Raw genomic sequence first — 24812 nt, 5'->3', positions numbered from 1 at the left:
ATGAATGAGCTGGATAAGGACGCGCCGGACGACTGGCTGCCGATCCGCGAGGTTGCACGCCAGACCGGCGTCAATGCCGTCACTCTGCGCGCGTGGGAACGGCGTTATGGCCTGATCGTTCCGCACCGTACCGAGAAGGGTCATCGCCTGTATTCACAGGAGCACGTTCAGCGCGTGATGATGATTCTCACCTGGCTGAACCGTGGCGTATCGGTCAGCCAGGTCAAGGCCTTGCTCGACGACGACCGACAGGACGCCACACCGCCTTCGAGCGACTGGGATGCGCTGCGCCAGACGTTACTGGTCGCAATCGGCGAACTGGCCGAGCGTCGGGTCGATGATGTGTTCAACCAGGCCATGTCGCTGTACCCGCCACGCACGCTGTGTGAGCAATTGCTGATGCCGCTGCTGGCGGAACTGGAACAGCGCTGGCAAGGCAAGTTCGGCGCTCAACTGGAGCGCACGTTTTTCTACTCCTGGCTGCGCAGCAAGTTCGGCGCACGCATCTACCACAACAATCGCCAGCTCAGCGGCAAGCCCGTGCTGCTGGTCAACCAGTCCGACCTTCCGCTCGAACCACACCTGTGGCTCACCGCCTGGCTGGTCAGCAGCGCCGACTGCCCGGTCGAAGTCTTCGACTGGCCCCTGCCCCCCGGTGAGCTGGCGCTGGCGGCCGAATACCTGCAGCCGCGCGGCATCGTGCTGTATTCGAGCAAGGCCTTGAACGTCACCCATCTTCCACGCTTGCTGGCCAATATTGCCTGCCCGGTGGTGCTGGGTGGACCAACGGTGAAGATCCATAACGCCGAGTTGCTCGTAAGTGCAAACGAGGTTGCAGGTCTGACCCTCGTCGACGACCCGCTCAGTGCTCAGATCGAGCTCAACAGGCTCGGCATTATCTAAGGACTCAACATGCAACTGCTTTGGCTGCGCACCGACCTGCGCGTTCATGACAATACTGCCTTGAGCACCGCCATGGAGCGGGGACCGACACTGGCGGTCTATCTGATCAGTCCGGCCCAGTGGCAAAGCCATGACGACGCAGACTGCAAGGTCGATTTCTGGCTGCGTAATCTGGTCGAGCTGGAAAAGGCGCTCGGCAAGCTCAATGTGCCGCTGTTGATCCGCGAAGCTGACACCTGGGACAAGGCGCCCGAGGTTCTGTCGAACCTGTGCAGACAGTTCAAGATTGAAGCGGTCCACGCCAACGAGGAATACGGCATCAACGAAACCCGCCGCGACGAGGCGGTGCAAAAAACGCTGGAAGACGCTGGCATTCATTTCCACAGCCATCTGGACCAACTGCTGTTCAAGCCCGGCAGTGTTCTGACCAAGACCGGCAATTATTTTCAGGTCTTCAGCCAGTTCAAGAAAGTCTGCTACTCGCGACTGCACGAAGCGATGCCGCGTACTGTGCGCACGCCCGCGCCACAGGAGCCGCTTTCGATCAAAAGTGACACGATTCCGGACGCCGTCAACGGTTTTTCTGCGCCGTCCAAGGCACTGCGCGATCTGTGGCCTGCGGGTGAAGACGAGGCCCATCGGCGTCTGTCCGAGTTCACTGACGATCAGATCCACTATTACAAGACTGAACGCGACCTCCCGGCCAGACCTGGCACCAGCCAGTTGTCGGCTTACCTTGCAGCGGGTGTGGTATCGCCGCGTCAATGCCTGCACGCAGCGCTGACCAGCAATCATGGTGAATTCGAGACCGGCAGTGAAGGAAGCGTGACCTGGATCAATGAACTGCTGTGGAGGGAGTTCTATAAACACACGCTGGTCGGCTATCCACGTGTTTCAAGGCATCGCGCTTTCCGTCCGGAAACCGAAGCCTTGAAATGGCGCAATGCACCTGAAGAACTGCTGGCCTGGCAAGAGGCGCGAACCGGTCTGCCGATCATCGATGCGGCCATGCGTCAGTTGCTGGAGACCGGCTGGATGCATAACCGACTACGGATGGTCGTCGCGATGTTCCTCACCAAGAATCTGCTGATCGACTGGCGGGAAGGCGAGCGCTTTTTCATGCGTCACCTGATCGACGGCGACCTCGCCGCCAACAATGGCGGCTGGCAATGGAGTTCGTCTACCGGGACGGATTCGGTGCCCTACTTCCGCATTTTCAACCCGCTGTCACAGTCCGAGCGATTCGACCCTGAAGGCATATTCCTCAAACGCTGGCTGCCGGAACTGGCTGATCTGAACAAGAAGCAGGTCCACAACCCGGCCTCTGCCGGTGGCCTGTTCGGCGTCGCGGACTATCCGGCCCCCATCGTGGACCTGAGCAAAAGCCGCGCCCGTGCGCTGGCGGCCTTCAAGGCCCTGCCCGGTCGCCAGTCGGCGACGGAGAAAGCGGATGACTGATTTCCTGCATCGGTTCGCTGAAGGCTTTGCTGCGCTGAACAAGGACAACCTTGATCGGGTCGGCGAGCTGTACAGCGACGACGTCTCCTTCAGCGACCCGATGCACGACATCCATGGCCTGACAGCCATGCGGCGCTATTTCGCCGGGTTGTATGCCAACGTCAGCGACCTGCGTTTCGACTTCCACGCGTTCGACGAAGTCAGGCCCGGTGAAGGCTATCTGCTCTGGACCATGCATTACTCACATCCGCGTCTGGCCAATGGGTGCACCATCCATGTCCAGGGCTGCTCGCATCTGAAGTGGCGCGACGACAAGGTTTATCGGCACCAGGACTACTTCGACGCTGGCGCACTGCTCTATGAGCATTTGCCCGTCATGGGTCGGGTGATCAATTGGCTCAAGAAGAGGTTGGCATGAACACACCTGTTGCTCGACGTATATGGCTGACTGGCGCAAGCAGCGGCATCGGCCTCGCGCTTGCCATCGAACTGCTCAAGGCAGGCCATCGTGTCGCGCTGACTGCTCGCACGCTGGAGCCGTTGCAGAACCTGGCGGCTCAATACCCGACTCAAGTGCTGCTGGCGACCGGTGATATCACCGATGGCATGCAAGTCACTGCCATTGCGGACCTGATCGCTCAGGAATGGGGTGCACTGGACACGGCGATCCTCAACGCGGGCACCTGCGAGTATATTGATGTCAGGCAATTCGAAGCGGCAATGGTCGAGCGCGTGGTGCGCACCAACCTGCTGGCCAGCAGCCTCTGCATACAGGAAGCCCTGCCGCTGCTGCGCAAAGGGCGTCGCCCGCACCTGGTTGGCGTGGCCAGTGCCGTGACCTTCCTGGCCCTGCCACGCGCCGAAGCCTACGGTGCCTCCAAAGCCGGCCTGCGCTACCTGTTCGAAGCGCTGCGGCTGGATCTGGCCAGCGAGAACATCGACGTGACCATCGTCAGCCCGGGTTTCGTTGACACGCCCCTGACTGAAAAAAACGATTTCCCGATGCCCATGCGCTGGCCGGTCGGCAAGGCAGCGAGACACATCGCACAGCATCTGGCACGCGAGAAACGTCCGCTGGAGATCGCCTTCCCTGCCGCCTTCATTTTCAGCATGCGACTGCTGGCAATGCTGCCGGCCCGCGCAAGACTCGCCATCGGCAGGCGCATGGCACGCTCTTCGGAATCCGGCGCCACATCGAATAAGGACATTCAATGAAAATCGCCGTAGTCGGCAGCGGTATTGCCGGACTGACCAGTGCCTATCTGCTCAATCGTTCGCACGACGTGACGGTGTTCGAGTCGTCCGACTGGATCGGCGGGCACACGCATACGGTCGATGTGCAGGTCGATGGGCGTCATCACGCTATCGATACGGGATTCATTGTATTCAACGACTGGACGTACCCGAACTTCATCAAGTTGCTCGGCCAGTTGGGTGTGGCGTTCAAACCCACTGAAATGAGTTTTTCGGTACACGATCCGCATACCGGGGTGGAGTACAACGGCAATAACCTGAACAGCCTGTTCGCCCAGCGCAGCAACCTGCTGTCACCGAAATTCTGGGGCATGCTGCGCGACATCCTGCGCTTCAATCGCCTGGCCATAGAAGACCTGGAAAACCAGCGTATCGCCGCTGACACCACGCTGGGCGAGTACTTGAAGAACGGTGGCTACGGTCAACGCTTCATCGACCACTACATCGTGCCGATGGGTGCGGCGATCTGGTCGATGTCACTGGCGGACATGCTGGGGTTTCCGCTGCAGTTTTTCGTGCGCTTTTTCAAGAACCACGGCCTGCTGTCAGTCACCAATCGTCCGCAGTGGTGCGTGATCGAAGGCGGCTCCAGAGGCTATATCGAGCCGTTGACGGCATCGTTCCGGGAGAAGATTCATCTGTCCTGCCCGGTCACCCGCGTCGAGCGCGATCAGGACGGCGTCACACTGCACAGCGCGATGGGCACCGAGCGCTTCGACCAGGTGATCTTCGCCTGTCACAGCGACCAGGCACTCGCCATGCTGGCCGAGCCCTCCAGTGCCGAGCAGAGCGTTCTGGGCGCGTTGCGCTATGCCGAGAACGATGTGGTACTGCACACCGACACCCGCCTGCTGCCTGACCGTCGTCTAGCCTGGGCAAGCTGGAATTACCGGCTGGGCGGCGCAGAGCAGCAACTGGCTGCCGTCACTTATGACATGAACATCCTGCAGGGCATCGAAGGCGACACCACCTTCTGCGTAAGCCTGAATCAGAGCGCTGCCATCGACCCTGAAAAAGTCATCGGCCGCTACCACTACGCTCATCCGCAATACAGCCTGCAGGCCGTTGCAGCCCAGGCCCGCTGGGAAGAAATCAACGGCCTCGATCACACCTGGTACTGTGGCGCGTATTGGGCCAATGGTTTTCACGAAGACGGCGTGGTCAGCGGATTGCGCGTAGCCAAAGCCTTCGGGGAAGCCCTGTGAACAGCGCGCTTTACAGCGGCTGGATCTCGCATCGGCGATTTGCTCCCCGATCGCATGCGTTTACCTATCGCATCGGTCTGCTGTACCTGGATCTGGATGAACAGGCCAGCGTGCTCGGGCTATCGCCGCTGGCAGGGAGCAAACGCTTTGCGCCGTTTTCGTTCCGTGAACGCGATTATCTGCCGGAACTGACAGGCCGAGGTCTGTCGCTGATCGAGGCCGTGCGCGAGCGGGTCAGTGCTGCGCTGGGCCGCACGCCAACCGGTTCCGTCTGCCTGCTGACCCAGGCGCGCAGTTGGGGCCTGTCGTTCAATCCGGTGAGCTTCTTCTATTGCCATGAAGCGGACGGCACGCTGGCCGCCATCTTGTGTGAAGTCACCAACACCCCGTGGGGCGAACGTTACAGCTATGTATTGCCCGCCGATGGCGAAGGGCATCAACATTTTGCCGTGGCCAAGGCCTTTCATGTTTCACCGTTTTTGCCTCGCGACCTCGAATACCGCATGAGCTTCAGCCAGCCCGCCGAACGGATCGGCGTGCACATGGCCGACTGGCAGGGCGAGCTGAAAATGTTCGACGCCACGCTCAACCTGACGCGCCAGAGCCTGAGCCGTCGAACGCTGCACCGCTACCTGATCACGTTTCCCTGGATGACCGCAAAAACCTGTCTGGCGATTTATTGGCAGGCCATCCGCCTGTTCGCCAAACGCATACCGATCTTTTCCCATCAGGCCGCCGACGGCGAGTACCGTGCTGCCGCCGCGCAACCCAAGGATTCACGCCATGAAAAGCAGTAGCAGTAGTTTTTCTGCCAATCTGGGTACCAACAGCCTGACCGCCAGCATCCTGCGTCGAGGTGTGCTTCGACAACTGGCAGGCCTGCGCAATGGTCAACTGGTCGTTATCGAAGGTGGCGAACGCCTCACATTCGGCAAGGCTGGCGCCCTGATTCAAGGTGAGGTGCACGTTCTGGATTCCGCTGCCTGGGGCATGATTGCCAGCACCGGCTCGATCGGTGCGGCCGAGGCGTTCATCCACGGTTACTGGACCACGCCGGACCTGACCGCCGTGGTCAGAATCTTCGTCAGCAACCTGGATGTGCTGGATGCCATGGAAGGCGGTTTCGCCCGCCTGACGCGCCCGGTGATTCATGGCCTGCACTGGCTGAACCGCAACACGCGCAAAGGCTCGCAGAAAAATATCGCAGCCCATTACGACCTGGGTAACACGCTGTTCGAGCAATTCCTCGACCCGACGATGATGTATTCCGCCGCCCAGTTCCTGAACCCGGACGACACTCTGGAACAGGCCCAGTTGAACAAGCTGGAACGTATCTGCCAGAAGCTGGCGCTCAAATCGACCGATCACCTGCTGGAAATCGGTACGGGCTGGGGCAGCATGGCCATCTATGCGGCGCAGCAATATGGATGCCGGGTTACCACCACGACGCTGTCGGCCGAGCAGTTCGCCTACACCGAACGACGCCTGAACGAGCTTGGCCTGACAGATCGCGTCACGCTTCTGCTGACCGACTATCGCGACCTGACTGGCGAATACGACAAGCTGGTGTCCATCGAAATGATCGAAGCGGTGGGCCACCGGTTTCTGCCCACCTACTTCAAGCAGTGCGCCAACCTGCTCAAGAGCGACGGGCTGATGCTGTTGCAGGCCATCACCATTCGCGAACAGCGTTACGCACAGGCCAGGCGCAATGTGGACTTCATCCAGCGTTACATCTTTCCCGGCGGTGCCCTGCCATCGGTGGCGAAGATGCTCGACATTGTCGGCTCCGACACCGACATGAATCTGCTGCACATGGAAGACTTCGGCCTGCATTACGCGCGCACGCTGCGCATGTGGTACGACAATTTCAGGCACGCCCACGTCAGGCTGACCGAACTGGGCTATGACGAGTATTTCCTGCGGTTGTGGGAGTTCTACCTGTGCTACTGCGAAGGCGGCTTCCTGGAGCGCACTATCGGCACCGCTCAACTGTTGCTGGCCAAACCCGAAGCCCTGCGCGAACCGCTATTAGGGCGTTTCAATGCTTAAGTCAGTCGCCAACGCGCTGCTGTTCCAGGCGGGCTGGTTCGCGTGCGTGCTGGGCAGCAACAGTTACTGGCTGCTGATTGCCGTCGGCGCACTGCTGATTCATTTTCTGTGGATCAGCTCATGGGCGGCCGAAGGGCGACTGGTATTGCTGGTGACGCTGGCGGGCATGGTGTTGGACAGTGTGCTGATGACGCTTGGGGTCTTCGATTTCGGAACCGGCGGTTATCTGATTCCGCTGTGGCTGATTGTGTTGTGGGCCGTTCTGGGCACCACGCTCAACCATTGCCTTGCCTGGACAGCACTGCCCATCTGGCGGGCGGCGGTTCTGGGGGCTATTGGCGGCCCGATGTCTTACTATGCCGGCTCACAACTGGCGCAGGTTCATCTTCCGCTCGGGTTCTGGCCCAGCATGGCGCTGCTTGCCTTGATCTGGGCAGCTGTGTTCCCCCTGCTTCAGTGGCTGGCAGCAAGCGTGCGCGCCAGACACTCAGGAGCTTCCCTCTGAACGACACTCTCATCCCGCTCGTACCTGTCATCGACGAGGAACCCGTGACATGCTCCACCTGCGCGGCTTGTTGCTGCCAACTGGAGGTGATGCTCATCACCGACACAGGCGTGCCCGAGCGCTATATCGATACCGATGACTGGGGTGGCGAGGTCATGCTGCGCCTGGACGACGGCTGGTGCGCGGCGCTGGATCGCAACACGATGATGTGCACGATCTATGAGAAACGACCGTTGATCTGTCGGGAATTCGAGGCGGGTGCGGAGGATTGTCTGAACGAACGCAAGGGGATTGCGACGGCTTATCTTTGATGGCGCTGCAGGTGAGACCTGCAGCTTGCCGGACGCGCGCCAATGCGGCACATTGGCACGATCAGGCTTGAAATCAGAACGGCATTTTGTAGTGCAATGCGTAGCTCTCGATACCATCGTTTGGCTGTTTGATGCCGGCGTTGGAGTAGTGAGTGGCACGGATGCCGACCTCATGACCGCCCGCGAAACGCAGACCGAAACCGACACGGTCTTCGAAGTTGAAAGCAGAGCCGAACTTGCGATCTTCAACCTGAGTGTTCGAGAACACGGAAACGCCGATACCAGCCTCGATGTAAGGCTTCACGCTGCCGCCTGCGAACTCATAGACCAGAACCGGAGAGAACGACAGACTGTGGTTGTCTTTGTAATCCTTGCCGTCCCAGTAGGTGTAGGCACCATCCCAGTAACCGGTCAGACGACCCACGTCGCTTTGCAGCCAGCTCTTGTCCCAATCAAATTGAACGCCCAGACGATAGGTCATGGTCGATTCGCCGGTCTGACCGACCGAAAACTCGACGCCATCAGCCTGCGCCATTGAAACTTGCCCCGCCAGGATGGCTGAAAAAACAGCCATGCAAAAGAATCTCTTCATGAGAAACGCCCTAAATTGTATGAAGTGCTATCAGTATGAAATTGTGATCAGTCGCGTTTATAGAAATCGCAGACGAGGCGTTAGTTCAGCCCCGGAACAATTTTTTTTCACGTTTTTTTTACAAATGGAAGCTTCTCACATTACTGGGCGTTTTCCATAGGCTGCGTAGGACTTTTCTGAATTTTTCAGGATCGTCACTGGACCAGTACAACGTCTCGCGCGCAGTTCCATGGGCGAGCAGCGCATTGGCGGCCAGAAGACGCTCAAGCTGACGCGCCACCGCAGCACCGGTATCGATCAGGGCGACCGACTCGGGAAGCATTTGCTGCAACAGCGGTTTGAGGAAGGGGTAATGCGTGCAGCCCAGAATGACCGTGTCGCAACGCTCGGCCAACAACGGTTCCACGTAGCGACCGAGCAACTGGCGAATCTGCGGGCTGTGCAGATCACCGGTTTCAATCAGTTCGACCAGCCCCGGGCACGGCTGGGTCACCACACGAACATCACTGGCAAACCTGTCGAGCAAGGCCGCGAAGCGGGCGCTCTGCAATGTTCCGGTCGTTGCCAGAACACCCACGACGCCGCTGCGGGTCGCCTCGGCCGCTGGTTTGACCGCAGGCTCCATGCCCACGATGGGCCAGTCCGGATATACCTGACGGATGTGGGCAACGCCTGCTGCCGTGGCGGTGTTGCATGCAACGACCAGCGCCTTGGCACCCTGCTCGCGAAAGAAGCCGGCAATGGTCAGGCAGCGCTCGATGATGTACTCGGAGCTTTTTTCGCCATATGGAATGTGGCCGCAATCGGCCAGGTACATCAGCGATTCGTGGGGCAGCCTCTGACGAATCTCGCCCAGCACCGACAGACCGCCGACGCCGGAATCGAACACCCCGACCGGAGCGTCGCAGCCATAGCTCATGTGAACGTCAGACATGCTCGCCCTGCCCGTTCGCCGCACCGCATACGCTGCAACCGGGGTCACGCTTGACCTTCAGCTCTCGAAAACGAGTGGTCAAGGCATCAATCAGCAACAGACGCCCCACCATCGGCTCGCCAAAACCTGCAAGCAACTTCAAGGCTTCAAGCGCCTGCAGACTGCCCACCAGTCCGACCAGCGGGCCGATGACACCGGCCTCACTGCAGGTCAGTTCGGCCTCGCTGCCATGCCCATACAGACAGTGGTAGCAAGGGCTCTCGCTGCGCCGCGGATCGAACACCGACAACTGTCCTTCGAGCCGAATGGCCGCGCCGCTGACCAGCGGCCGGCCGGCCTTCACGCACGCTGCATTGACCGCCTCGCGGGTGGAAAAATTATCGGAGCAGTCGAGGACCAGATCCACGGCCTGTACGGCAGCGCTCAACGAATCAACGTCCAGCGCTTTACGATGAGCGACCAGACTGATTTGCGGGTTGATGGCGGTCAGACGGGCGATGGCAGAATCCACCTTGGCCATGCCGACGCTCTGTGTGTCATGAATGATCTGACGTTGCAGGTTGGTCAGGTCGACGGTGTCGAAGTCGGCCAGGTGCAGCTCTCCGACCCCGGCAGCGGCAAGATAAAGCGCAACCGGCGAACCCAGCCCGCCAAGCCCGACCACCAGCGCACGGCTTTTGCCGAGACGCAATTGCCCTTCGATATCGACGTGTTGCAGCAGAATCTGGCGGCTGTAGCGCAGCAGTTCCTGATCACTCAGCACGGCATGCATCCGAAGGTAATGCGCTCGTGCTCACCCAGATCACGGCGGGTCTGAATACGCTCGAAGCCACTACGGATCAGCAATTCCCGCACCGCAGAGCCCTGATCATAGCCATGTTCCAGCAACAACCAGCCGCCCGGACTCAGGTGATCGGGTGCCTGGCTGATAATGGTGCGCAGATCGTCCAGACCGTCGGGACCTGCGGTCAGCGCACTGCTCGGTTCGAAACGCACATCACCGGCCGAAAGATGGGGATCAGTTTCGGCGATATAGGGCGGATTGCTGATGATCAGATCGAACTGCCGACCTTCCAGCGCACTGAACCAGTGGCTGTTCATGACCACGGCATTGTCCAGTTGCAGGCGCTGGCGATTGCGCTCGGCCAGTTCCACGGCTTCAGGCACACGATCAACGGCGGTGATTTTCCATTGCTGACGATCATTGGCCAACGCCAGACCGATGGCTCCGGTGCCCGTTCCCATGTCCAGCACCTCGGCGGGTGCGAAGGCAGGCACCAGTTCCAGCGCGGCCTCGACCAGCATTTCAGTCTCCGGGCGCGGAATCAGGGTGTGCGGCGCGACTTCGAGGTCGAGCTTCCAGAAGCCTTGCTGACCCAGAATATAGGCGACAGGCTCACCGGTACGGCGACGCTGCAAGAACCCCGAGAACGCCAGCGCCGCTTCGGTGCTGACAATACGCTCGGGCCAGGTGTGCAGGAAGCTGCGGGGCTTACCCAGGGCAGCGGCCAGCAGCAACTCGGCGTCCAGCCGGGCGGTTGGGGAATCGGGAAGCTCAGCGCTTCTTAACAAGCTGGCGATGATGGTCATTTACTCACCCAGTGCCGCAAGTTGATCAGCCTGATATTCAGCGAGTAGCGGCTCTATCACTGCATCGACTCCACCGGCCATGACTTCATCCAGCGAATACAGGGTCAGGTTCACGCGGTGATCCGTTACTCGCCCCTGAGGAAAATTATACGTGCGAATACGCTCAGAGCGATCACCGGAGCCCACCAGCAGCTTGCGCTCGCTGGCAATCGCATTGGCAGCGGCACTGGTCTGCTGGTCATTGAGTTTGGCAGATAACCAGGACATCGCACGCGCCCTGTTCTTGTGCTGCGAACGCTCTTCCTGGCACTCCACAACGATACCTGACGGCAAGTGGGTGATGCGGATGGCCGAGTCGGTCTTGTTGACGTGCTGACCACCGGCACCGGAAGAACGGTAGGTGTCGACACGCAGGTCAGCCGGATTGATCTCGATCGCCTGCTGCTCGTCGGGCTCCGGCAACACCGCCACCGTGCAGGCAGACGTATGAATGCGGCCCTGGGATTCGGTTTCGGGCACGCGCTGCACGCGATGCGCCCCGGACTCGAATTTCAGCTTGCCGTAAACGTTCTCGCCTTCGACGCGGGCAATGACTTCCTTGTAGCCGCCATGCTCGCCTTCGTTCTCGGACAGCACTTCCACGCGCCAGCCACGCCGCTCGGCGTAACGCGAATACATGCGAAACAGGTCGCCGGAGAAAATCGCCGCCTCGTCACCGCCGGTGCCAGCGCGTATTTCCAGAAACACGTTACGGCCATCGTTAGGGTCCCTGGGCAGCAGCATGCGCTGCAACTCAGCCTCCAGCTCGACAAGCTGCAGTTTGGTCTCCCGAACTTCTTCGACCGCCATTTCACGCATGTCCGGATCACTGTCCTTGAGCAGTGCCTGCGCACCTTCAAGGTCGGCCACCAGCTTGATGCGCTGATTGTAAAGCGCAATAACAGGCTCTACCTCGGCGTATTCACGAGAATAGGCGCGAAATTTGGTCTGATCGCTGATGACCTCTGCGTCGCCCAGCAGCGCAGTCAGTTCCTCGAAGCGGTCGCTGAGCACATCCAGCTTGTTGAGCAGTGAAGCTTTCATTGCGGGGTTTTATCCGTCGAGCCCTCACCGAGGGCAAAAAGTTCCTGAGCCATGGCCAGCGCATCGACGCGGCCTTCGGCAGACAGCTTCTTGAGCTGAACGCTCGGGGCGTGCAGCAATTTGTTGGTCAGACCGCGCGCCAGTTGCACCAGCACCTCTTCGGCATTGCTGCCGTTGGCGAGCATGCGCTGGGCCTTGCTCAGCTCTTCGTCCCGCAGCCGCTCGCTCTGCTGACGATAGGCGCGCAGCACATCGACCGCCGCCAGTTCGCGCAGGCGGGACATGAAGTCCTCGGCTCCGGCACTGACCAACTGTTCAGCCGCCAGCGCCGCCCCCTGACGACTCTTGAGATTCTCGGCGACGACTTCATGCAGGTCATCGACGCTGTACAGATACACGTCATCCAGTTCGCCGACTTCCGGTTCGATATCCCGGGGTACGGCAATATCGACCATGAAGATCGGCTTGTGCTTGCGCAGCTTCAGCGCACTTTCAACAGCGCCCTTGCCCAGGATCGGCAACTGGCTGGCCGTAGAGCTGATCACAATGTCACTGTTGACAAGCTCGGCGGGAATATCCGACAGCAACACCGCGTGGGCACCGAACTCGGCGGCCAGAATACTCGCGCGCTCCAGCGTACGGTTGGCGACCACGATGCGTTTGACGCCAAGGTCATGCAAATGCCGGGCAACCAGCGTGATGGTCTCGCCCGCGCCGATCAGCAACGCCTGACTGCGCTGCAGATCGCTGAAAATCTGTTTGGCCAGACTGACGGCGGCGAACGCTACCGATACCGGGTTCTCGCCAATGGCGGTGTCCGTGCGCACCTGTTTGGCAGCACTGAACGTGGCCTGGAACAGTCGGCCGAGCAACGGACCGACGGTACCTGCCTCGCGGGCGACAGCGTACGCCGATTTCATCTGGCCGAGAATCTGCGGCTCACCCAATACCAGAGAATCCAGACCCGACGCGACCCGCATCATGTGCCGCACAGCGTCGTCATCCTCGTGGACATAGGCGCTGGCGCGCAGCTCATCCAGGCTCAGATGATGATAATCGGCGAGCCAGGCCAGAATCTGGTCGGCCGCAAGCTCATCGTGTTCGATGTACAGCTCACTGCGATTACAGGTCGAGAGGATCGCCGCTTCACGGCTATGCGTCAGGCGACACAGCTGCTGCAGGGCCTCAACCAACTGTTCGGGCGTAAATGCCACGCGCTCGCGAACGTCGACCGAGGCGGTCTTATGGTTGATGCCAAGTGCAAGGAAGGCCATTCAGGGTCGCTGGTTGTGACATGAAGCCGGCAATTGTCCTACTTCAATAAGCTCAGAACAACCACCGCATATTATTGTCCCACTAGAATCGCTCATCGCAGGCCGCCTGTGCAGGTCTGCAGCACCGCTAAAATAAGCATTGAAGTACTTTTTCCGACGGCTGTGGGTTTGCCAACAGCCTTGTGTCATGATGATCCAAACCGCAGGTAAGCCGCCCTTCTTATATATGAATAGATTCTCCGCGTTGTTCCTCGCCCTGGCCTTTCTAGGCGGCTGTCAGTCCATGACCCCCGTTGCGTCGCAGCCTGATACTGCGCAGAAAGACACCCCTCCCGCGCCTGAAACCAAGCCGCAGGTTTACGGTTCGTTCACTCAGGAGACCCTCGTCAGCCTGCTGAGCGCGGAACTGGCTGGGCAACGCAACCGTTTCGACATCGCCCTGGACAACTACGTGACCCAGGCGATCAAGACTCAGGATCCCGGGGTTTCCGAACGCGCCTATCGCATCGCCGAGTACATGGGTGCCGACCAGTCGGCGCTGGACACCGCGCTGATCTGGGCTAGAAACGATTCGAAGAACCTCGAGGCGCAACGGGCCGCCGCCATTCAACTGGCGCGCTCGGGCCGCTATGACGACTCCATGGCTTACATGGAGAAGGTTCTGCAGGGTCAGGGCGACACGCATTTCGATTTTCTGGCGCTCTCCGCCGCGGAAACCGATTCGGATACGCGTAACGGTCTGCTCAAAAGCTTTGACCGGCTGCTGGGCAAATACCCGAATAACGGCCAGCTGATCTTCGGCAAGGCTCTGCTGCTTCAACAGAACGGCGACTCCGAACAATCGCTCAAGCTGCTGGAAGACAATCCTCCCAAGGAAGGCGAAGTCGCGCCAATCCTGCTGCGCACCCGCCTGCTGCAAAGCATGGGTCGCGGCAAGGAAGCACTGCCGATCCTTGAAAAAAGCATCAAGAAATACCCCGAAGACAAGCGCCTGCGCCTGACCTATGCCCGCATGCTGGTGGAACAGAACCGCATGAATGACGCAAAAGCGCAGTTCTCCAGCCTTCTGCAACAGTATCCAGAAGACGATGACCTGCGCTTTTCACTGGCACTGGTCTGTCTGGAAGCCAAGGCCTGGGATGAAGCGGCAGGTTATCTGGAAGAGCTGATCGCTCGCGGTGCCCACGTCGATTCGGCGCACCTGAATCTGGGCCGCATTCATGAGGAACGCGATGATCCGCAAAGTGCGCTGGACGAATATGCGCAGGTCGGACCGGGTACAGACTTCCTGACAGCGCAATTGCGCCAGAGCGACATCCTGATCAGCAATGGCAACGCGGCAGAAGCGTCCAAGCGTCTGGCCGAAGCCCGCGACGCTCAGCCCGAATATGCCATACAGCTTTATCTGATCGAAGCCGAAACGTTGACCAGCAATGATCATGCTGACCGCGGTTGGCAGGTCCTGAGCAAGGCGCTCAAACAATACCCTGACGACATCAATCTGCTGTACACCCGGGCGATGCTCGCCGAGAAGCGCAACGACCTGGCGCAGATGGAAAAGGATCTGCGCGCCATCATCAAGCGCGAGCCTGAAAACGCCATGGCCCTCAATGCGCTGGGCTATACACTTTCAGACCGGACCACGCGCTACGCCGAGGCCAGAGCGCTGATCGAAAAGGCTCACTCGATAAACCCCGATGATCCGGCCGTTCTCGACAGCCTTGGCTGGGTCAATTATCGAATGGGTAATCTGGACGAGGCCGAACGCCTGCTGCGCAAGGCCCTCGAACGCTTCCCCGACCACGAAGTTGCCGCTCACCTGGGTGAAGTGCTCTGGGCCAAAGGCCAACAGAGCGAAGCCCGCAAAGTCTGGGCCAAGGCCCTGGAACAGCAACCCGACAGCCCTATTCTGCGCAGCACCCTGCGGCGCTTGACCGGATCAGAGACCCTTTGACGTTATGTTTTTGCGCCACGTAGTTGTATTCAGCCTCATCGCCCTGCTCGCCGGCTGCGCCGGCCTCACCTCGCGAGAGTCCGTTCAGGGCAAGGGCGATTCCGCGCAATGGCGCGAACACAAACAGCAACTGAGCAGCCTCGACGGCTGGCAGATCAACGGCAAGGTCGGCATTCGCGCGCCGAAAGATTCCGGCAGCGGCACGCTGTTCTGGCTGCAGCGTCAGGACTATTACGACATCCGCCTTTCCGGCCCGCTGGGACGCGGCGCGGCGCGCCTGACCGGCAGACCCGGTGCCGTTGCACTCGAAGTGGCCAATCAGGGCCGCTACGAAGCCAAGACGCCTGAAGAACTTCTGCAAGACCAGCTCGGCTGGAGGCTCCCTGTTTCTCACCTTGTGTGGTGGGTCCGCGGCCTTCCCGCACCGGACAGCAAAAGCCAGGTCACTCTGGACGGCGACAGCCGCCTGGCGAGCCTTGATCAGGACGGCTGGCAGGTCGAGTACCTGAGCTACGTCGAACAGAACGGTTACTGGCTGCCCGAGCGCGTGAAACTGCACGGCCAGGACCTCGACGTCACGCTGGTAATCAAGGACTGGCAGCCTCGCAAACTGGGGCAGTGAGCATGAATACACCTCAACTGGTTCTGCCCGCCCCGGCAAAACTGAACCTGATGCTGCACATTCTGGGACGTCGCCCTGACGGCTATCACGAGTTGCAGACGATCTTTCAGTTTCTCGATCACGGCGACGAACTGGGCTTCGCCATCCGCGAAGACGGAAAAATTTGTCTGCAGACCGATGTGCCGGGCGTTCCACACGACAGCAATCTCATCGTCCGGGCCGCGCGAGCGCTTCAGGCACAATCGGGTTGCAAGCTCGGCATGGATATCTGGCTCGAAAAACGCCTGCCCATGGGGGGCGGCATCGGCGGCGGCAGTTCCGACGCCGCGACCACCCTGCTGGGTCTGAATCACTTGTGGGGTCTTGGCTGGGACGAGGATCGCCTCGCCGCTCTGGGCCTGACGCTCGGTGCCGACGTACCGGTTTTCGTCCGTGGTCACGCGGCGTTCGCAGAAGGCGTCGGAGAAATTCTCACCCCCGTAAGCCCTGAAGAACCTTGGTATTTGGTGCTTGTTCCGCAAGTCGCTGTAAGTACAGCAGAAATTTTTTCAGATCCGTTGTTGACACGCGACTCGCCGCCCATTAAAGTGCGCCCCGTTCCCAAGGGAAACAGTCGAAATGACTGTAAAGCGGTTGTAGAGAGGCGTTACCCTGAAGTACGTAACGCTTTGAATTTGTTAGGTAATTTTACCGAAGCAAAATTAACCGGAACTGGAAGTTGTGTGTTTGGGGCCTTCCCAAACAAAGCTGAAGCTGATAAAGTCTCGGCCCTTCTTACAGAGACCCTTACAGGGTTTGTCGCGAAAGGAAGTAACATTTCGATGTTGCATCGCAAGCTTCAAGATCTGTAGCAGGAATTGAGTGCAAGGCACTCGATTGATTCAATACAGGGGCGTCGCCAAGCGGTAAGGCAGCAGGTTTTGATCCTGCCATGCGTTGGTTCGAATCCAGCCGCCCCTGCCATTTTCTATACTCATCCAGGTTACCCTCAGCCTCTAGGTACTGCGCGTGTCCAAGATGATGGTCTTTACGGGGAATGCTAACCCCGATCTCGCTCGGCGTGTAGTACGTCAGCTGCATATCCCACTGGGTGATGTTTCTGTTGGTAAGTTCTCCGACGGCGAAATCAGCACTGAGATTAATGAAAACGTCCGCGGTAAAGACGTCTTCATCATTCAGCCGACCTGCGCTCCGACAAATGACAACCTGATGGAACTCGTCGTGATGGCTGATGCCTTCCGCCGCTCCTCAGCGTCCCGAATCACTGCTGTGATTCCCTACTTTGGTTATGCCCGTCAGGATCGCCGTCCGCGCTCCGCACGTGTGGCTATCAGCGCGAAAGTCGTCGCCGATATGCTGACCGTGGTGGGTATCGATCGTGTTCTCACGGTTGATCTTCATGCTGACCAGATCCAGGGTTTTTTCGATATCCCGGTAGATAACATCTACGGCTCCCCCGTTCTAGTGGATGACATCGAAGACCAGCGCTTTGAAAACCTGATGATCGTTTCCCCGGATATCGGCGGCGTCGTGCGTGCACGTGCAGTGGCCAAATCCCTGGGCGTCGATCTCGGGATCATCGACAAACGCCGTGAGAAAGCCAATCACTCCGAAGTGATGCATATCATCGGTGATGTCGAAGGGCGCACCTGTATTCTGGTCGATGACATGGTCGATACCGCCGGCACCCTGTGCCACGCGGCCAAGGCCCTGAAAGAGCATGGCGCTGCCAAGGTCTTTGCCTACTGCACACACCCTGTGCTGTCGGGTCGGGCGATCGAAAACATTGAAAATTCCGTGCTGGACGAACTGGTGGTGACGAACACCATCCCGTTGTCCGCTGCAGCACAAGCCTGTAGCCGTATCCGCCAACTGGATATTGCACCGGTAGTCGCCGAAGCGGTTCGCCGCATCAGCAACGAAGAATCGATCAGCGCGATGTTCCGCTAAGGGTTCTCCCTAAGCCTGCATTTCGTCGACGAAAAGCGCCCCGCCCTGGCATTCGGTCAGGGCGGGGCTTTTTTGCCCATATCGCTCTGGCGCTGGTCGCAAACGCCATTGTGAATGTGGTTATTTTGGAGAAACAACATGAACGATTTTACTCTGAATGCTGAACAGCGTTCCGACCTGGGGAAAGGTGCGAGCCGCCGCCTGCGTCGTCTCGCTAGCCTGGTTCCAGCTGTTGTCTACGGTGGCGACAAAGCCCCTGAGTCCATCAGCATGCTGGCCAAGGAAGTTGCAAAACTGCTCGAAAACGAAGCTGCTTTCAGCCACGTTATCGAACTGAACGTTGCTGGTAAGAAGCAAAACGTTCTGATCAAGGCCCTGCAGCGTCACCCGGCCAAAGGCCACGTGATGCACGCTGACTTCGTGCGCGTTATCGCGGGTCAGAAACTGACCGCTATCGTGCCGATCCACTTCATCAACGAAGAAGCTCCGGTCAAGAAAGGCGGCGAGATCTCGCACACTACCACTGAGCTGGAAGTGACCTGCCTGCCGAAAGACCTGCCTGAGTTCATCGAAGTTGACCTGGGCGCGCTGGAAATCGGTTCGAACGTTCACCTGTCCGAGCTGAAAGCACCTAAAGGCGTTGAGTTCGTAGCGCTGGCACACGGTACTGACCTGGCAATCGCCAACGTTCACGCACCACGTGTTGTTGCTGAAGACACCGACGCAGAAGAAGGCGCCGCAGAGTAATTTCATTACTGTGTAGCGTCGGAGTTGCTCAGGAAACATCGCGAGCGATAGCAGGCAAAGCGGGCGGAATCGCGGAGTTTACATCATGGTAAATGAGCACTTTTCGTCCACATTGCCGCTGTCGCAAGCGGTTTGACCACAACTCCAAAGGAAGGGCCCTTGTCGTGACCGCCATACAACTGATCGTTGGCCTGGGAAATCCAGGCGCAGAATACGAACAGACCCGGCATAACGCAGGGGCTCTTTTCGTTGAGCGTATAGCTGCGGCGCAACGAGTCAACCTCGTTCCCGAGCGCAAATTCTTTGGCCTGACCGGACGCTTCTCGCATCAGGGTCAGGATGTTCGTCTGCTGATCCCCACCACGTACATGAACCGCAGCGGCCAAGCCGTGGCGGCACTCGCCGGCTTCTATCGCATCCCGGTCGACTCGATACTGGTGGCACACGACGAACTCGACCTGCCTCCGGGCGTTGCCAAACTCAAAGTGGGCGGCGGCCATGGTGGTCATAACGGACTGCGCGACATCATCGCGCAACTGGGTAACCAGAACACTTTTCATCGCTTGCGGCTTGGCATCGGCCACCCGGGCGACGCCAGCAAGGTGTCGGGCTTTGTCTTGGGTCGAGCGCCGCGCGCCGAACAGGATAAGCTGGACGCCAGTATCGATTTTGCCCTCGGCGTGCTGCCGGATATCTTCGCCGGTGAATGGAACCGGGCGATGAAAAACCTGCACAGCCAGAAGGCCTGACATCACTCGAGGGGAAACACCATGGGCTTCAATTGCGGCATCGTCGGCCTGCCCAACGTCGGCAAATCCACTCTGTTCAACGCCCTGACCAAGTCCGGTATTGCAGCGGAGAACTTCCCCTTCTGCACCATCGAACCGAACAGCGGCATCGTGCCAATGCCGGATCCACGCCTTGCCGCGCTGGCCGCCATCGTGAACCCCAAGCGCATCCTGCCGACCACCATGGAGTTCGTCGACATCGCGGGCCTCGTTGCCGGCGCCTCGAAGGGTGAAGGTCTGGGCAACAAGTTTCTGGCCAACATTCGCGAAACCGATGCCATCGCTCACGTGGTGCGCTGCTTCGAAGACGAGAACGTGATTCACGTCTCCAACAGCGTCGATCCCAAGCGCGATATCGAGATCATCGACCTCGAACTGATCTTCGCCGACCTCGACAGCTGCGAAAAGCAACTGCAGAAAGTCACTCGCAACGCCAAGGGCGGCGACAAAGACGCAGTGGTCCAGAAAGGCCTGCTCGAGCAATTGATCAGCCACTTCACCGAAGGCAAGCCGGCACGCAGTCTGATGAAGTCCATGAGCAATGACGAGAAAGCCGTCATCCGTGGTTTCCATCTGCTGACTACCAAGCCGGTCATGTACATCGCCAACGTCGCGGAAGACGGTTTCGAGAACAACCCGCTTCTGGACGTGGTTCGTGCCATCGCCGAAGAAGAAGGCGCGATGCTGGTGCCGGTCTGCAACAAGATCGAAGCGGAAATCGCCGAGCTGGATGACGGTGAAGAGAAAGACATGTTCCTCGAAGCCCTGGGTCTAGAAGAACCCGGCCTGAACCGCGTGATCCGCGCAGGCTACGAAATGCTCCACCTGCAGACCTACTTCACCGCCGGTGTCGAAGAAGTCCGCGCCTGGACCGTCCGCGTCGGCGCAACTGCACCTCAGGCCGCAGGCGTTATCCACACCGACTTCGAAAAAGGCTTCATCCGCGCCGAGTGCATCGCCTACGACGATTTCATTCAGTACAAGGGTGAAGGCGGTGCGAAGGAAGCGGGCAAATGGCGCCTGGAAGGCAAGGACTACATCGTCAAGGACGGTGACGTGCTGCACTTCCGTTTCAACGTGTAACCAAACAGGGTCATTCGAAGACCTTGCTCCCTCATTCGAGTGATTACTGCAAAGCCCCGTAACCGGGGCTTTTGCATTTCTGCTGCCCCTGAATTATTTGATGGGGATCACATATCTTTCTATGTAAAATACGCACTTTCCTTTCGCCATCGCTGCGTCTGGGTGAACATTTGTTCAGACGGGCACTCAATGGTTGCGACATAATCCAGATCAACTCCACGGACCGGGCAAAGCCTTGTCTCGAACCAAGGTGAATATTCTTTTGAAGATCTTAGTAACAGGTGGTGCTGGTTTCATTGGCTCGGCAGTTATCCGCCATATCATTTCCAATACAAATGATTCGGTCATCAACGTCGATAAACTGACCTACGCAGGCAACCTCGAGTCGCTTCAATCGGTTGAAGACAGCGAGCGCTATGCCTTCGCGCACGTGGACATCTGTGACCGGGAAGCGATCGACAAGGTGTTCAAGGAACATCAGCCAGACGCGATCATGCACCTGGCCGCCGAGTCTCATGTAGACCGCTCCATCACCGGCCCGTCCGAGTTCATCCAGACCAACATCATCGGCACTTACACGCTGCTTGAAGCGGCACGTGCCTACTGGAATCAACTGGACGAAGCACGCAAGAGCAACTTCCGTTTCCACCACATTTCGACTGACGAAGTGTATGGCGACCTGGAAGGCCCGGAAGATCTGTTCACCGAAACAACACCGTATCAGCCAAGCTCGCCCTACTCGGCCAGCAAGGCAAGTTCTGACCACCTGGTTCGTGCCTGGAGCAGAACCTACGGTCTGCCTACGCTGGTTACCAACTGCTCGAACAACTACGGCCCGTGCCACTTCCCTGAGAAACTGATCCCGCTCATCATTCTCAACGCGCTGGAAGGCAAGCCGCTGCCGATCTACGGTAAAGGCGATCAGGTTCGTGACTGGCTGTACGTCGAAGACCACGCTCGCGCACTGTACAAGGTAGTGACCGAAGGCGAGATCGGCGAGACCTATAACATTGGCGGTCACAACGAAAAGCAGAACATCGAAGTGGTCCACACGGTCTGCGCCCTCCTCGACCAACTGCGTCCGGATTCGGCTTATCTGCCGCACGCAAGCCTGATCACTTACGTTCAGGATCGTCCTGGTCACGATCTGCGCTACGCTATCGATGCCAGCAAGATCCAGCGCGAGCTGGGCTGGGTTCCGGAAGAGAGCTTCGAATCCGGCATCCGCAAGACGGTGGAGTGGTACCTCAACAATCCGGAGTGGGTTGCTCACGTGAAAAGCGGCAGCTACCAGCAATGGATCGACAAGAACTACACAGCTCGTGCCGATAAATAAATGAAAATTCTTCTGCTGGGTAAAAACGGCCAAGTGGGCTGGGAGCTGCAACGCTCCCTCGCCGTGCTGGGCGAAGTCATTGCTCTGGACCGTCAGGTGGCCTCGACGGCCTATGGCGAGATTTCCGGTGACCTGTCCAGCCTCGACGAGCTGCGCAAAACGATTCGTCAGGTTCAACCGCAAGTGATCGTCAATGCTGCCGCCTACACGGCCGTGGACAAGGCTGAGACCGAGCAGGCACTGGCCCGCACGGTCAATGCGCTGGCCAGTCAGGTTCTGGCAGAAGAAGCCCTTCAGTTGGATGCATTGCTGGTCCACTATTCGACCGACTATGTCTTCAACGGTACCGGCAACCAGGCGTGGAAAGAGACCGATGTGGTCTCGCCGGTCAATTACTACGGCGCGACCAAGCTCGAGGGCGAACAGCTGATCGTTGCCTCGGGCTGCAAGCACCTGATTTTCCGCACCAGCTGGGTCTATGCCGCACGAGGCAATAACTTCGCCAAAACGATGTTGCGCCTCGCCAGAGACCGCGCGAGCCTGAACGTGATCGCCGATCAGATTGGTGCTCCTACAGGCGCGGAGCTTCTGGCCGATATAGCCACAGCTGCACTGCAGCAGGCGCTGAAACGTCCGGAAGTGTGCGGGATTTACCATCTTGCGCCCGCTGGAGAGGTTTCCTGGCACGCCTACGCCCAATTCGTCATCGACTTTGCTCGAGCGAACGGGGAACCGCTGGCTGTGGAAACGATCAATCCAATCGCCACAACCGAATACCCGACACCTGCGCAACGCCCACTGAATTCGCGTCTGAATACAGAAAAGTTGCGTCACAACTTTTCTCTGCATTTGCCGGACTGGCAAAGCGGCGTAACCCGCATGCTCATGGAATCTCTGAATAAATGACAACGACTAATCGTAAAGGCATCATCCTGGCCGGCGGCTCGGGGACTCGTCTGCACCCCCTGACACTCGGCGTGTCCAAGCAAATGCTGCCGATCTACGACAAGCCGATGATTTTCTACCCGCTGTCGGTGCTGATGCTGGCCGGCATGCGTGAAATCCTGATCATCTCGACACCGGAAGACCTGCCTTCCTTCCGCAAGCTTCTGGGCGACGGCAGCCAGTACGGCATTCAGTTGACCTACGCAGAGCAACCGACTCCTGATGGCCTGGCTCAGGCCTTCATCATCGGTGAAGAGTTCATCGGCAAGGACCCTTGCTGCCTGATCCTGGGTGACAACATTTTCTACGGCCAGCACTTCTCGGAAAACCTGCGCTCCGCGAGCCAGCAGACCAGCGGCGCAACCGTATTCGGCTATCACGTTTCCGATCCAGAGCGCTTTGGTGTTGTCGAGTTCGACGAGACCGGCCGCGCCCTGAGCATCGAAGAAAAACCGTCGGCACCGAAATCGAGCTACGCGGTGACCGGCCTGTATTTCTACGACAACCAGGTCGTCGAGATCGCCAAGAACATCAAGCCTTCCGAACGCGGCGAGCTGGAAATCACTGACGTGAACCGTGCTTACCTCGAACAGAAAAGCCTGACCGTGGAAATCCTGGGCCGTGGCTTCGCCTGGCTGGATACCGGCACCCACGAATCGCTGCTGGAAGCGAGCCACTTCGTGCACACCATCGAACAGCGTCAAGGCTGGAAAGTGGCCTGCCTCGAAGAGATCGCGTACACCAATGGCTGGATCACTTCGGAGCAACTGGGTGAACAGGCTCAGAAGCTGAAGAAGACCGGTTACGGGCAGTACCTGCAGAAACTGCTGGATCTGGGATCGTTCTGATTTCCGGGCCCTCTTTACACTTCATACCGCAAGGCGATGGACAGCATGTCTTCTGTTTTTCCCAGGGTTGCCGTGCTGCTGGCCGCCTACAACGGTATGGAGTGGATCGAGGAGCAACTTGATTCCATTCTGAATCAGATCAATGTCAGCGTTGCCATCTTCATCAGTGTCGACCCGTCCACGGATGGCACTGAAGCACGCTGCGTGTCCTACGCACAGAACCACGCGAACGTCATTCTGCTTCCCGAAGCAGGTCCGTTTGGCGGGGCATCTCGCAACTTTTTCCGCCTGATCAAAGATGTCGACTTCTGCGCATTCGACTATGTGGCGTTTTCTGATCAGGACGATATCTGGCACCCCGACAAGCTCGACCGAGCGACTTCACGCCTGAGCTCAGGTGATCATGACGCCTACTCCAGTAACGTCACGGCCTTCTGGCCCGATGGCAGACGTATGCTGCTCGACAAGGCACAGCCGCAGGTCGAGTGGGATCACGTGTTCGAAGCGGCCGGCCCCGGCTGCACCTACGTACTGAACCGCACACTTGCTGATGCATTCAAGGCTTCACTTCTTGAACACTGGGCTGCGGCTCAGGATGTCGGCCTGCATGACTGGTACTGCTACGCCTTCGCTCGCAGTCATGGATTCCTCTGGCACATTGATTCAGCCCCGAGCATGGATTACCGCCAGCACGCAGGCAATCAGGTCGGCGCCAATACGGGACTGACGGCATTCAAGACTCGCCTGGACAAAATCACCGACGGCTGGTGGCCTGAGCAGGTGCTACTGATTGATCGTCTCATCGGCGGTAGCCAGGTGTTGTCGCGTCGAAAATCAGCTTCTGCCCGGGCTCTGTTCCTTGGCCTGGTTCTCAAGGCACGGCAATGTCGCAGACGCCCTCGTGATAAAGCTTTTTTCATCATAGCCTGCCTGGCAGCCGCGCTTGCCGTAAAGTGACGCAGTGCCCTTTGCGGGGACCTATATTTCGATGAAACCACGCAACCCTTTGATAGATAAGGGCAGGATGCGATGCATCCGATCCGGAGCAGGCTGATGTGCCCGGAAAAAGTACAGTCATCACTGGGAAACCGTTAGCCTGACAACGGTTAAATTCCCTGCTGCCGAATGTTCTCCAAGTGCTGCTTATGTTAATGTGCGCACCTTTGTTTACAGCGTAAAGAACTCAACCACGCGGTACGGCACGACCAGACAAAAGCGGTGTCAAAGGCACAGATTTACGGGCCTGATCTGCGATGGAAGGACTGCAGAACTCTGTTTTCCGAGGCAACGAATACCGGATGAGTTTCTTTCGCAACCATTGTCCTGCCATGAAAACCTTCGTGTTACTCATCGTCGGAATCACATCGAAAAGACCTAG

Annotated in this window: 26 protein-coding genes and 1 tRNA gene; 21 read left to right on the top strand and 6 right to left on the bottom strand. The window is 58.7% G+C overall.

What is annotated here, in order from left to right:
* The 9 genes from JTJ32_RS23700 to JTJ32_RS23660 are packed head-to-tail and all read left to right on the top strand — an operon-like array spanning window position 1 to window position 7688.
* A complete protein-coding gene (locus JTJ32_RS23700; RefSeq protein WP_184318476.1) occupies window positions 1-903 on the top strand; it encodes a MerR family transcriptional regulator in 903 nt (300 codons plus the stop codon).
* Window positions 904-912: 9 nt separating this feature from the next.
* On the top strand, window positions 913-2361 hold the full coding sequence (phrB, locus tag JTJ32_RS23695; RefSeq protein ID WP_210043506.1) for a deoxyribodipyrimidine photo-lyase: 1449 nt from the start codon (window positions 913-915) through the stop codon (window positions 2359-2361).
* Window positions 2354-2779 (top strand): nuclear transport factor 2 family protein, encoded by a 426-nt coding sequence (locus tag JTJ32_RS23690; protein WP_184318472.1) that lies wholly within the window; start codon window positions 2354-2356, stop codon window positions 2777-2779. The genes phrB and JTJ32_RS23690 overlap by 8 nt, the downstream gene beginning before the upstream one ends.
* The gene (locus tag JTJ32_RS23685; protein ID WP_099226957.1) at window positions 2776-3576 is read left to right on the top strand and encodes an SDR family NAD(P)-dependent oxidoreductase; all 801 of its coding nucleotides are present in this window, start codon (window positions 2776-2778) and stop codon (window positions 3574-3576) included. The genes JTJ32_RS23690 and JTJ32_RS23685 overlap by 4 nt, the downstream gene beginning before the upstream one ends.
* Complete coding sequence (locus JTJ32_RS23680; protein WP_210043505.1) at window positions 3573-4820, top strand: NAD(P)/FAD-dependent oxidoreductase; 1248 nt, start codon at window positions 3573-3575, stop codon at window positions 4818-4820. Before JTJ32_RS23685 ends, JTJ32_RS23680 begins: the two co-directional genes overlap by 4 nt.
* Window positions 4817-5617 (top strand): DUF1365 domain-containing protein, encoded by an 801-nt coding sequence (locus JTJ32_RS23675; protein ID WP_210043504.1) that lies wholly within the window; start codon window positions 4817-4819, stop codon window positions 5615-5617. Before JTJ32_RS23680 ends, JTJ32_RS23675 begins: the two co-directional genes overlap by 4 nt.
* Entirely contained in the window at window positions 5604-6872 is a 1269-nt protein-coding gene (locus tag JTJ32_RS23670) for an SAM-dependent methyltransferase (RefSeq protein WP_099226960.1), read from the top strand. The genes JTJ32_RS23675 and JTJ32_RS23670 overlap by 14 nt, the downstream gene beginning before the upstream one ends.
* A complete protein-coding gene (locus JTJ32_RS23665; protein ID WP_210043503.1) occupies window positions 6865-7377 on the top strand; it encodes a DUF2878 domain-containing protein in 513 nt (170 codons plus the stop codon). The genes JTJ32_RS23670 and JTJ32_RS23665 overlap by 8 nt, the downstream gene beginning before the upstream one ends.
* Window positions 7374-7688, top strand: coding sequence for a YkgJ family cysteine cluster protein (locus tag JTJ32_RS23660; protein ID WP_032632501.1), 315 nt, complete (start codon window positions 7374-7376; stop codon window positions 7686-7688). The genes JTJ32_RS23665 and JTJ32_RS23660 overlap by 4 nt, the downstream gene beginning before the upstream one ends.
* A gap of 73 nt (window positions 7689-7761) precedes the next feature.
* Here the strand turns inward: JTJ32_RS23660 and JTJ32_RS23655 are convergent, their stop codons facing one another.
* From JTJ32_RS23655 to hemA, 6 genes are all read right to left on the bottom strand, one after another.
* Complete coding sequence (locus JTJ32_RS23655; protein ID WP_004879792.1) at window positions 7762-8280, bottom strand: acyloxyacyl hydrolase; 519 nt, start codon at window positions 8278-8280, stop codon at window positions 7762-7764.
* 118 nt (window positions 8281-8398) lie between these two features.
* A complete protein-coding gene (gene murI / locus JTJ32_RS23650; protein ID WP_184318464.1) occupies window positions 8399-9214 on the bottom strand; it encodes a glutamate racemase in 816 nt (271 codons plus the stop codon).
* The gene (locus JTJ32_RS23645; protein ID WP_210043502.1) at window positions 9207-9977 is read right to left on the bottom strand and encodes a molybdopterin-synthase adenylyltransferase MoeB; all 771 of its coding nucleotides are present in this window, start codon (window positions 9975-9977) and stop codon (window positions 9207-9209) included. The genes murI and JTJ32_RS23645 overlap by 8 nt, the downstream gene beginning before the upstream one ends.
* Window positions 9971-10804: a peptide chain release factor N(5)-glutamine methyltransferase gene (prmC, locus tag JTJ32_RS23640; RefSeq protein ID WP_099226964.1), complete on the bottom strand. Its 834-nt coding sequence runs from the start codon at window positions 10802-10804 to the stop codon at window positions 9971-9973. The genes JTJ32_RS23645 and prmC overlap by 7 nt, the downstream gene beginning before the upstream one ends.
* Complete coding sequence (prfA, locus tag JTJ32_RS23635) at window positions 10805-11887, bottom strand: peptide chain release factor 1 (RefSeq protein ID WP_099226965.1); 1083 nt, start codon at window positions 11885-11887, stop codon at window positions 10805-10807.
* A complete protein-coding gene (gene hemA / locus JTJ32_RS23630; RefSeq protein WP_099226966.1) occupies window positions 11884-13161 on the bottom strand; it encodes a glutamyl-tRNA reductase in 1278 nt (425 codons plus the stop codon). Before hemA ends, prfA begins: the two co-directional genes overlap by 4 nt.
* Window positions 13162-13387: 226 nt before the next feature.
* Here hemA and JTJ32_RS23625 point away from each other — a divergent pair, with 226 nt between their 5' ends.
* The 12 genes from JTJ32_RS23625 to JTJ32_RS23570 all read left to right on the top strand — a co-directional run bounded on the left by JTJ32_RS23625 (window position 13388) and on the right by JTJ32_RS23570 (window position 24391).
* Entirely contained in the window at window positions 13388-15115 is a 1728-nt protein-coding gene (locus tag JTJ32_RS23625) for a tetratricopeptide repeat protein (RefSeq protein WP_210043501.1), read from the top strand.
* Window positions 15116-15119: 4 nt separating this feature from the next.
* Window positions 15120-15737, top strand: a complete 618-nt coding sequence (gene lolB / locus JTJ32_RS23620; RefSeq protein ID WP_099226968.1) for a lipoprotein insertase outer membrane protein LolB — start codon at window positions 15120-15122, stop codon at window positions 15735-15737.
* Between the two features lie 2 nt (window positions 15738-15739).
* The gene (gene ispE, locus JTJ32_RS23615; RefSeq protein WP_210043500.1) at window positions 15740-16588 is read left to right on the top strand and encodes a 4-(cytidine 5'-diphospho)-2-C-methyl-D-erythritol kinase; all 849 of its coding nucleotides are present in this window, start codon (window positions 15740-15742) and stop codon (window positions 16586-16588) included.
* Window positions 16589-16625: 37 nt separating this feature from the next.
* Window positions 16626-16700: transfer RNA gene (locus tag JTJ32_RS23610), tRNA-Gln, on the top strand.
* 45 nt (window positions 16701-16745) lie between these two features.
* Entirely contained in the window at window positions 16746-17687 is a 942-nt protein-coding gene (locus JTJ32_RS23605) for a ribose-phosphate pyrophosphokinase (protein WP_002552145.1), read from the top strand.
* A 138-nt stretch (window positions 17688-17825) separates the two neighbouring features.
* Window positions 17826-18434 carry a 50S ribosomal protein L25/general stress protein Ctc gene (locus JTJ32_RS23600; protein ID WP_099226970.1) on the top strand — a complete coding sequence of 203 codons (609 nt, stop codon included), beginning with the start codon at window positions 17826-17828 and terminating at the stop codon, window positions 18432-18434.
* Between the two features lie 164 nt (window positions 18435-18598).
* Window positions 18599-19183, top strand: coding sequence for an aminoacyl-tRNA hydrolase (pth, locus tag JTJ32_RS23595; RefSeq protein ID WP_099226971.1), 585 nt, complete (start codon window positions 18599-18601; stop codon window positions 19181-19183).
* Window positions 19184-19204: 21 nt separating this feature from the next.
* On the top strand, window positions 19205-20305 hold the full coding sequence (ychF, locus tag JTJ32_RS23590; RefSeq protein ID WP_210043499.1) for a redox-regulated ATPase YchF: 1101 nt from the start codon (window positions 19205-19207) through the stop codon (window positions 20303-20305).
* 262 nt (window positions 20306-20567) lie between these two features.
* Window positions 20568-21641 (top strand): dTDP-glucose 4,6-dehydratase, encoded by a 1074-nt coding sequence (gene rfbB, locus JTJ32_RS23585; protein WP_210043498.1) that lies wholly within the window; start codon window positions 20568-20570, stop codon window positions 21639-21641.
* Complete coding sequence (gene rfbD, locus JTJ32_RS23580) at window positions 21642-22547, top strand: dTDP-4-dehydrorhamnose reductase (RefSeq protein WP_210043497.1); 906 nt, start codon at window positions 21642-21644, stop codon at window positions 22545-22547.
* A complete protein-coding gene (gene rfbA, locus JTJ32_RS23575) occupies window positions 22544-23434 on the top strand; it encodes a glucose-1-phosphate thymidylyltransferase RfbA (RefSeq protein WP_083185467.1) in 891 nt (296 codons plus the stop codon). The genes rfbD and rfbA overlap by 4 nt, the downstream gene beginning before the upstream one ends.
* Before the next feature lie 45 nt (window positions 23435-23479).
* On the top strand, window positions 23480-24391 hold the full coding sequence (locus tag JTJ32_RS23570) for a glycosyltransferase (protein WP_210043496.1): 912 nt from the start codon (window positions 23480-23482) through the stop codon (window positions 24389-24391).
* Window positions 24392-24812 lie beyond the last annotated feature (421 nt).

The organism is Pseudomonas alliivorans (genome assembly GCF_017826695.1).
GTDB lineage: Bacteria > Pseudomonadota > Gammaproteobacteria > Pseudomonadales > Pseudomonadaceae > Aquipseudomonas > Aquipseudomonas alliivorans.
The sequence above is the reverse complement of the archived record's forward strand: the minus strand, read 5'-3'. Positions and strand labels throughout refer to the sequence as shown.

What these genes read in the sequence shown, in the direction of transcription:
- JTJ32_RS23700 (WP_184318476.1), top strand. Translation starts at nt 1, where the DNA reads ATGAATGAGCTGGATAAGGACGCGCCGGACGACTGGCTGCCGATCCGC.
- phrB (WP_210043506.1), top strand. Translation starts at nt 913, where the DNA reads ATGCAACTGCTTTGGCTGCGCACCGACCTGCGCGTTCATGACAATACT.
- JTJ32_RS23690 (WP_184318472.1), top strand. Translation starts at nt 2,354, where the DNA reads ATGACTGATTTCCTGCATCGGTTCGCTGAAGGCTTTGCTGCGCTGAAC.
- JTJ32_RS23685 (WP_099226957.1), top strand. Translation starts at nt 2,776, where the DNA reads ATGAACACACCTGTTGCTCGACGTATATGGCTGACTGGCGCAAGCAGC.
- JTJ32_RS23680 (WP_210043505.1), top strand. Translation starts at nt 3,573, where the DNA reads ATGAAAATCGCCGTAGTCGGCAGCGGTATTGCCGGACTGACCAGTGCC.
- JTJ32_RS23670 (WP_099226960.1), top strand. Translation starts at nt 5,604, where the DNA reads ATGAAAAGCAGTAGCAGTAGTTTTTCTGCCAATCTGGGTACCAACAGC.
- JTJ32_RS23665 (WP_210043503.1), top strand. Translation starts at nt 6,865, where the DNA reads ATGCTTAAGTCAGTCGCCAACGCGCTGCTGTTCCAGGCGGGCTGGTTC.
- JTJ32_RS23655 (WP_004879792.1), bottom strand. Translation starts at nt 8,280, where the DNA reads ATGAAGAGATTCTTTTGCATGGCTGTTTTTTCAGCCATCCTGGCGGGG.
- murI (WP_184318464.1), bottom strand. Translation starts at nt 9,214, where the DNA reads ATGTCTGACGTTCACATGAGCTATGGCTGCGACGCTCCGGTCGGGGTG.
- prmC (WP_099226964.1), bottom strand. Translation starts at nt 10,804, where the DNA reads ATGACCATCATCGCCAGCTTGTTAAGAAGCGCTGAGCTTCCCGATTCC.
- prfA (WP_099226965.1), bottom strand. Translation starts at nt 11,887, where the DNA reads ATGAAAGCTTCACTGCTCAACAAGCTGGATGTGCTCAGCGACCGCTTC.
- hemA (WP_099226966.1), bottom strand. Translation starts at nt 13,161, where the DNA reads ATGGCCTTCCTTGCACTTGGCATCAACCATAAGACCGCCTCGGTCGAC.
- JTJ32_RS23625 (WP_210043501.1), top strand. Translation starts at nt 13,388, where the DNA reads ATGAATAGATTCTCCGCGTTGTTCCTCGCCCTGGCCTTTCTAGGCGGC.
- lolB (WP_099226968.1), top strand. Translation starts at nt 15,120, where the DNA reads ATGTTTTTGCGCCACGTAGTTGTATTCAGCCTCATCGCCCTGCTCGCC.
- ispE (WP_210043500.1), top strand. Translation starts at nt 15,740, where the DNA reads ATGAATACACCTCAACTGGTTCTGCCCGCCCCGGCAAAACTGAACCTG.
- JTJ32_RS23600 (WP_099226970.1), top strand. Translation starts at nt 17,826, where the DNA reads ATGAACGATTTTACTCTGAATGCTGAACAGCGTTCCGACCTGGGGAAA.
- ychF (WP_210043499.1), top strand. Translation starts at nt 19,205, where the DNA reads ATGGGCTTCAATTGCGGCATCGTCGGCCTGCCCAACGTCGGCAAATCC.
- rfbD (WP_210043497.1), top strand. Translation starts at nt 21,642, where the DNA reads ATGAAAATTCTTCTGCTGGGTAAAAACGGCCAAGTGGGCTGGGAGCTG.
- rfbA (WP_083185467.1), top strand. Translation starts at nt 22,544, where the DNA reads ATGACAACGACTAATCGTAAAGGCATCATCCTGGCCGGCGGCTCGGGG.
- JTJ32_RS23570 (WP_210043496.1), top strand. Translation starts at nt 23,480, where the DNA reads ATGTCTTCTGTTTTTCCCAGGGTTGCCGTGCTGCTGGCCGCCTACAAC.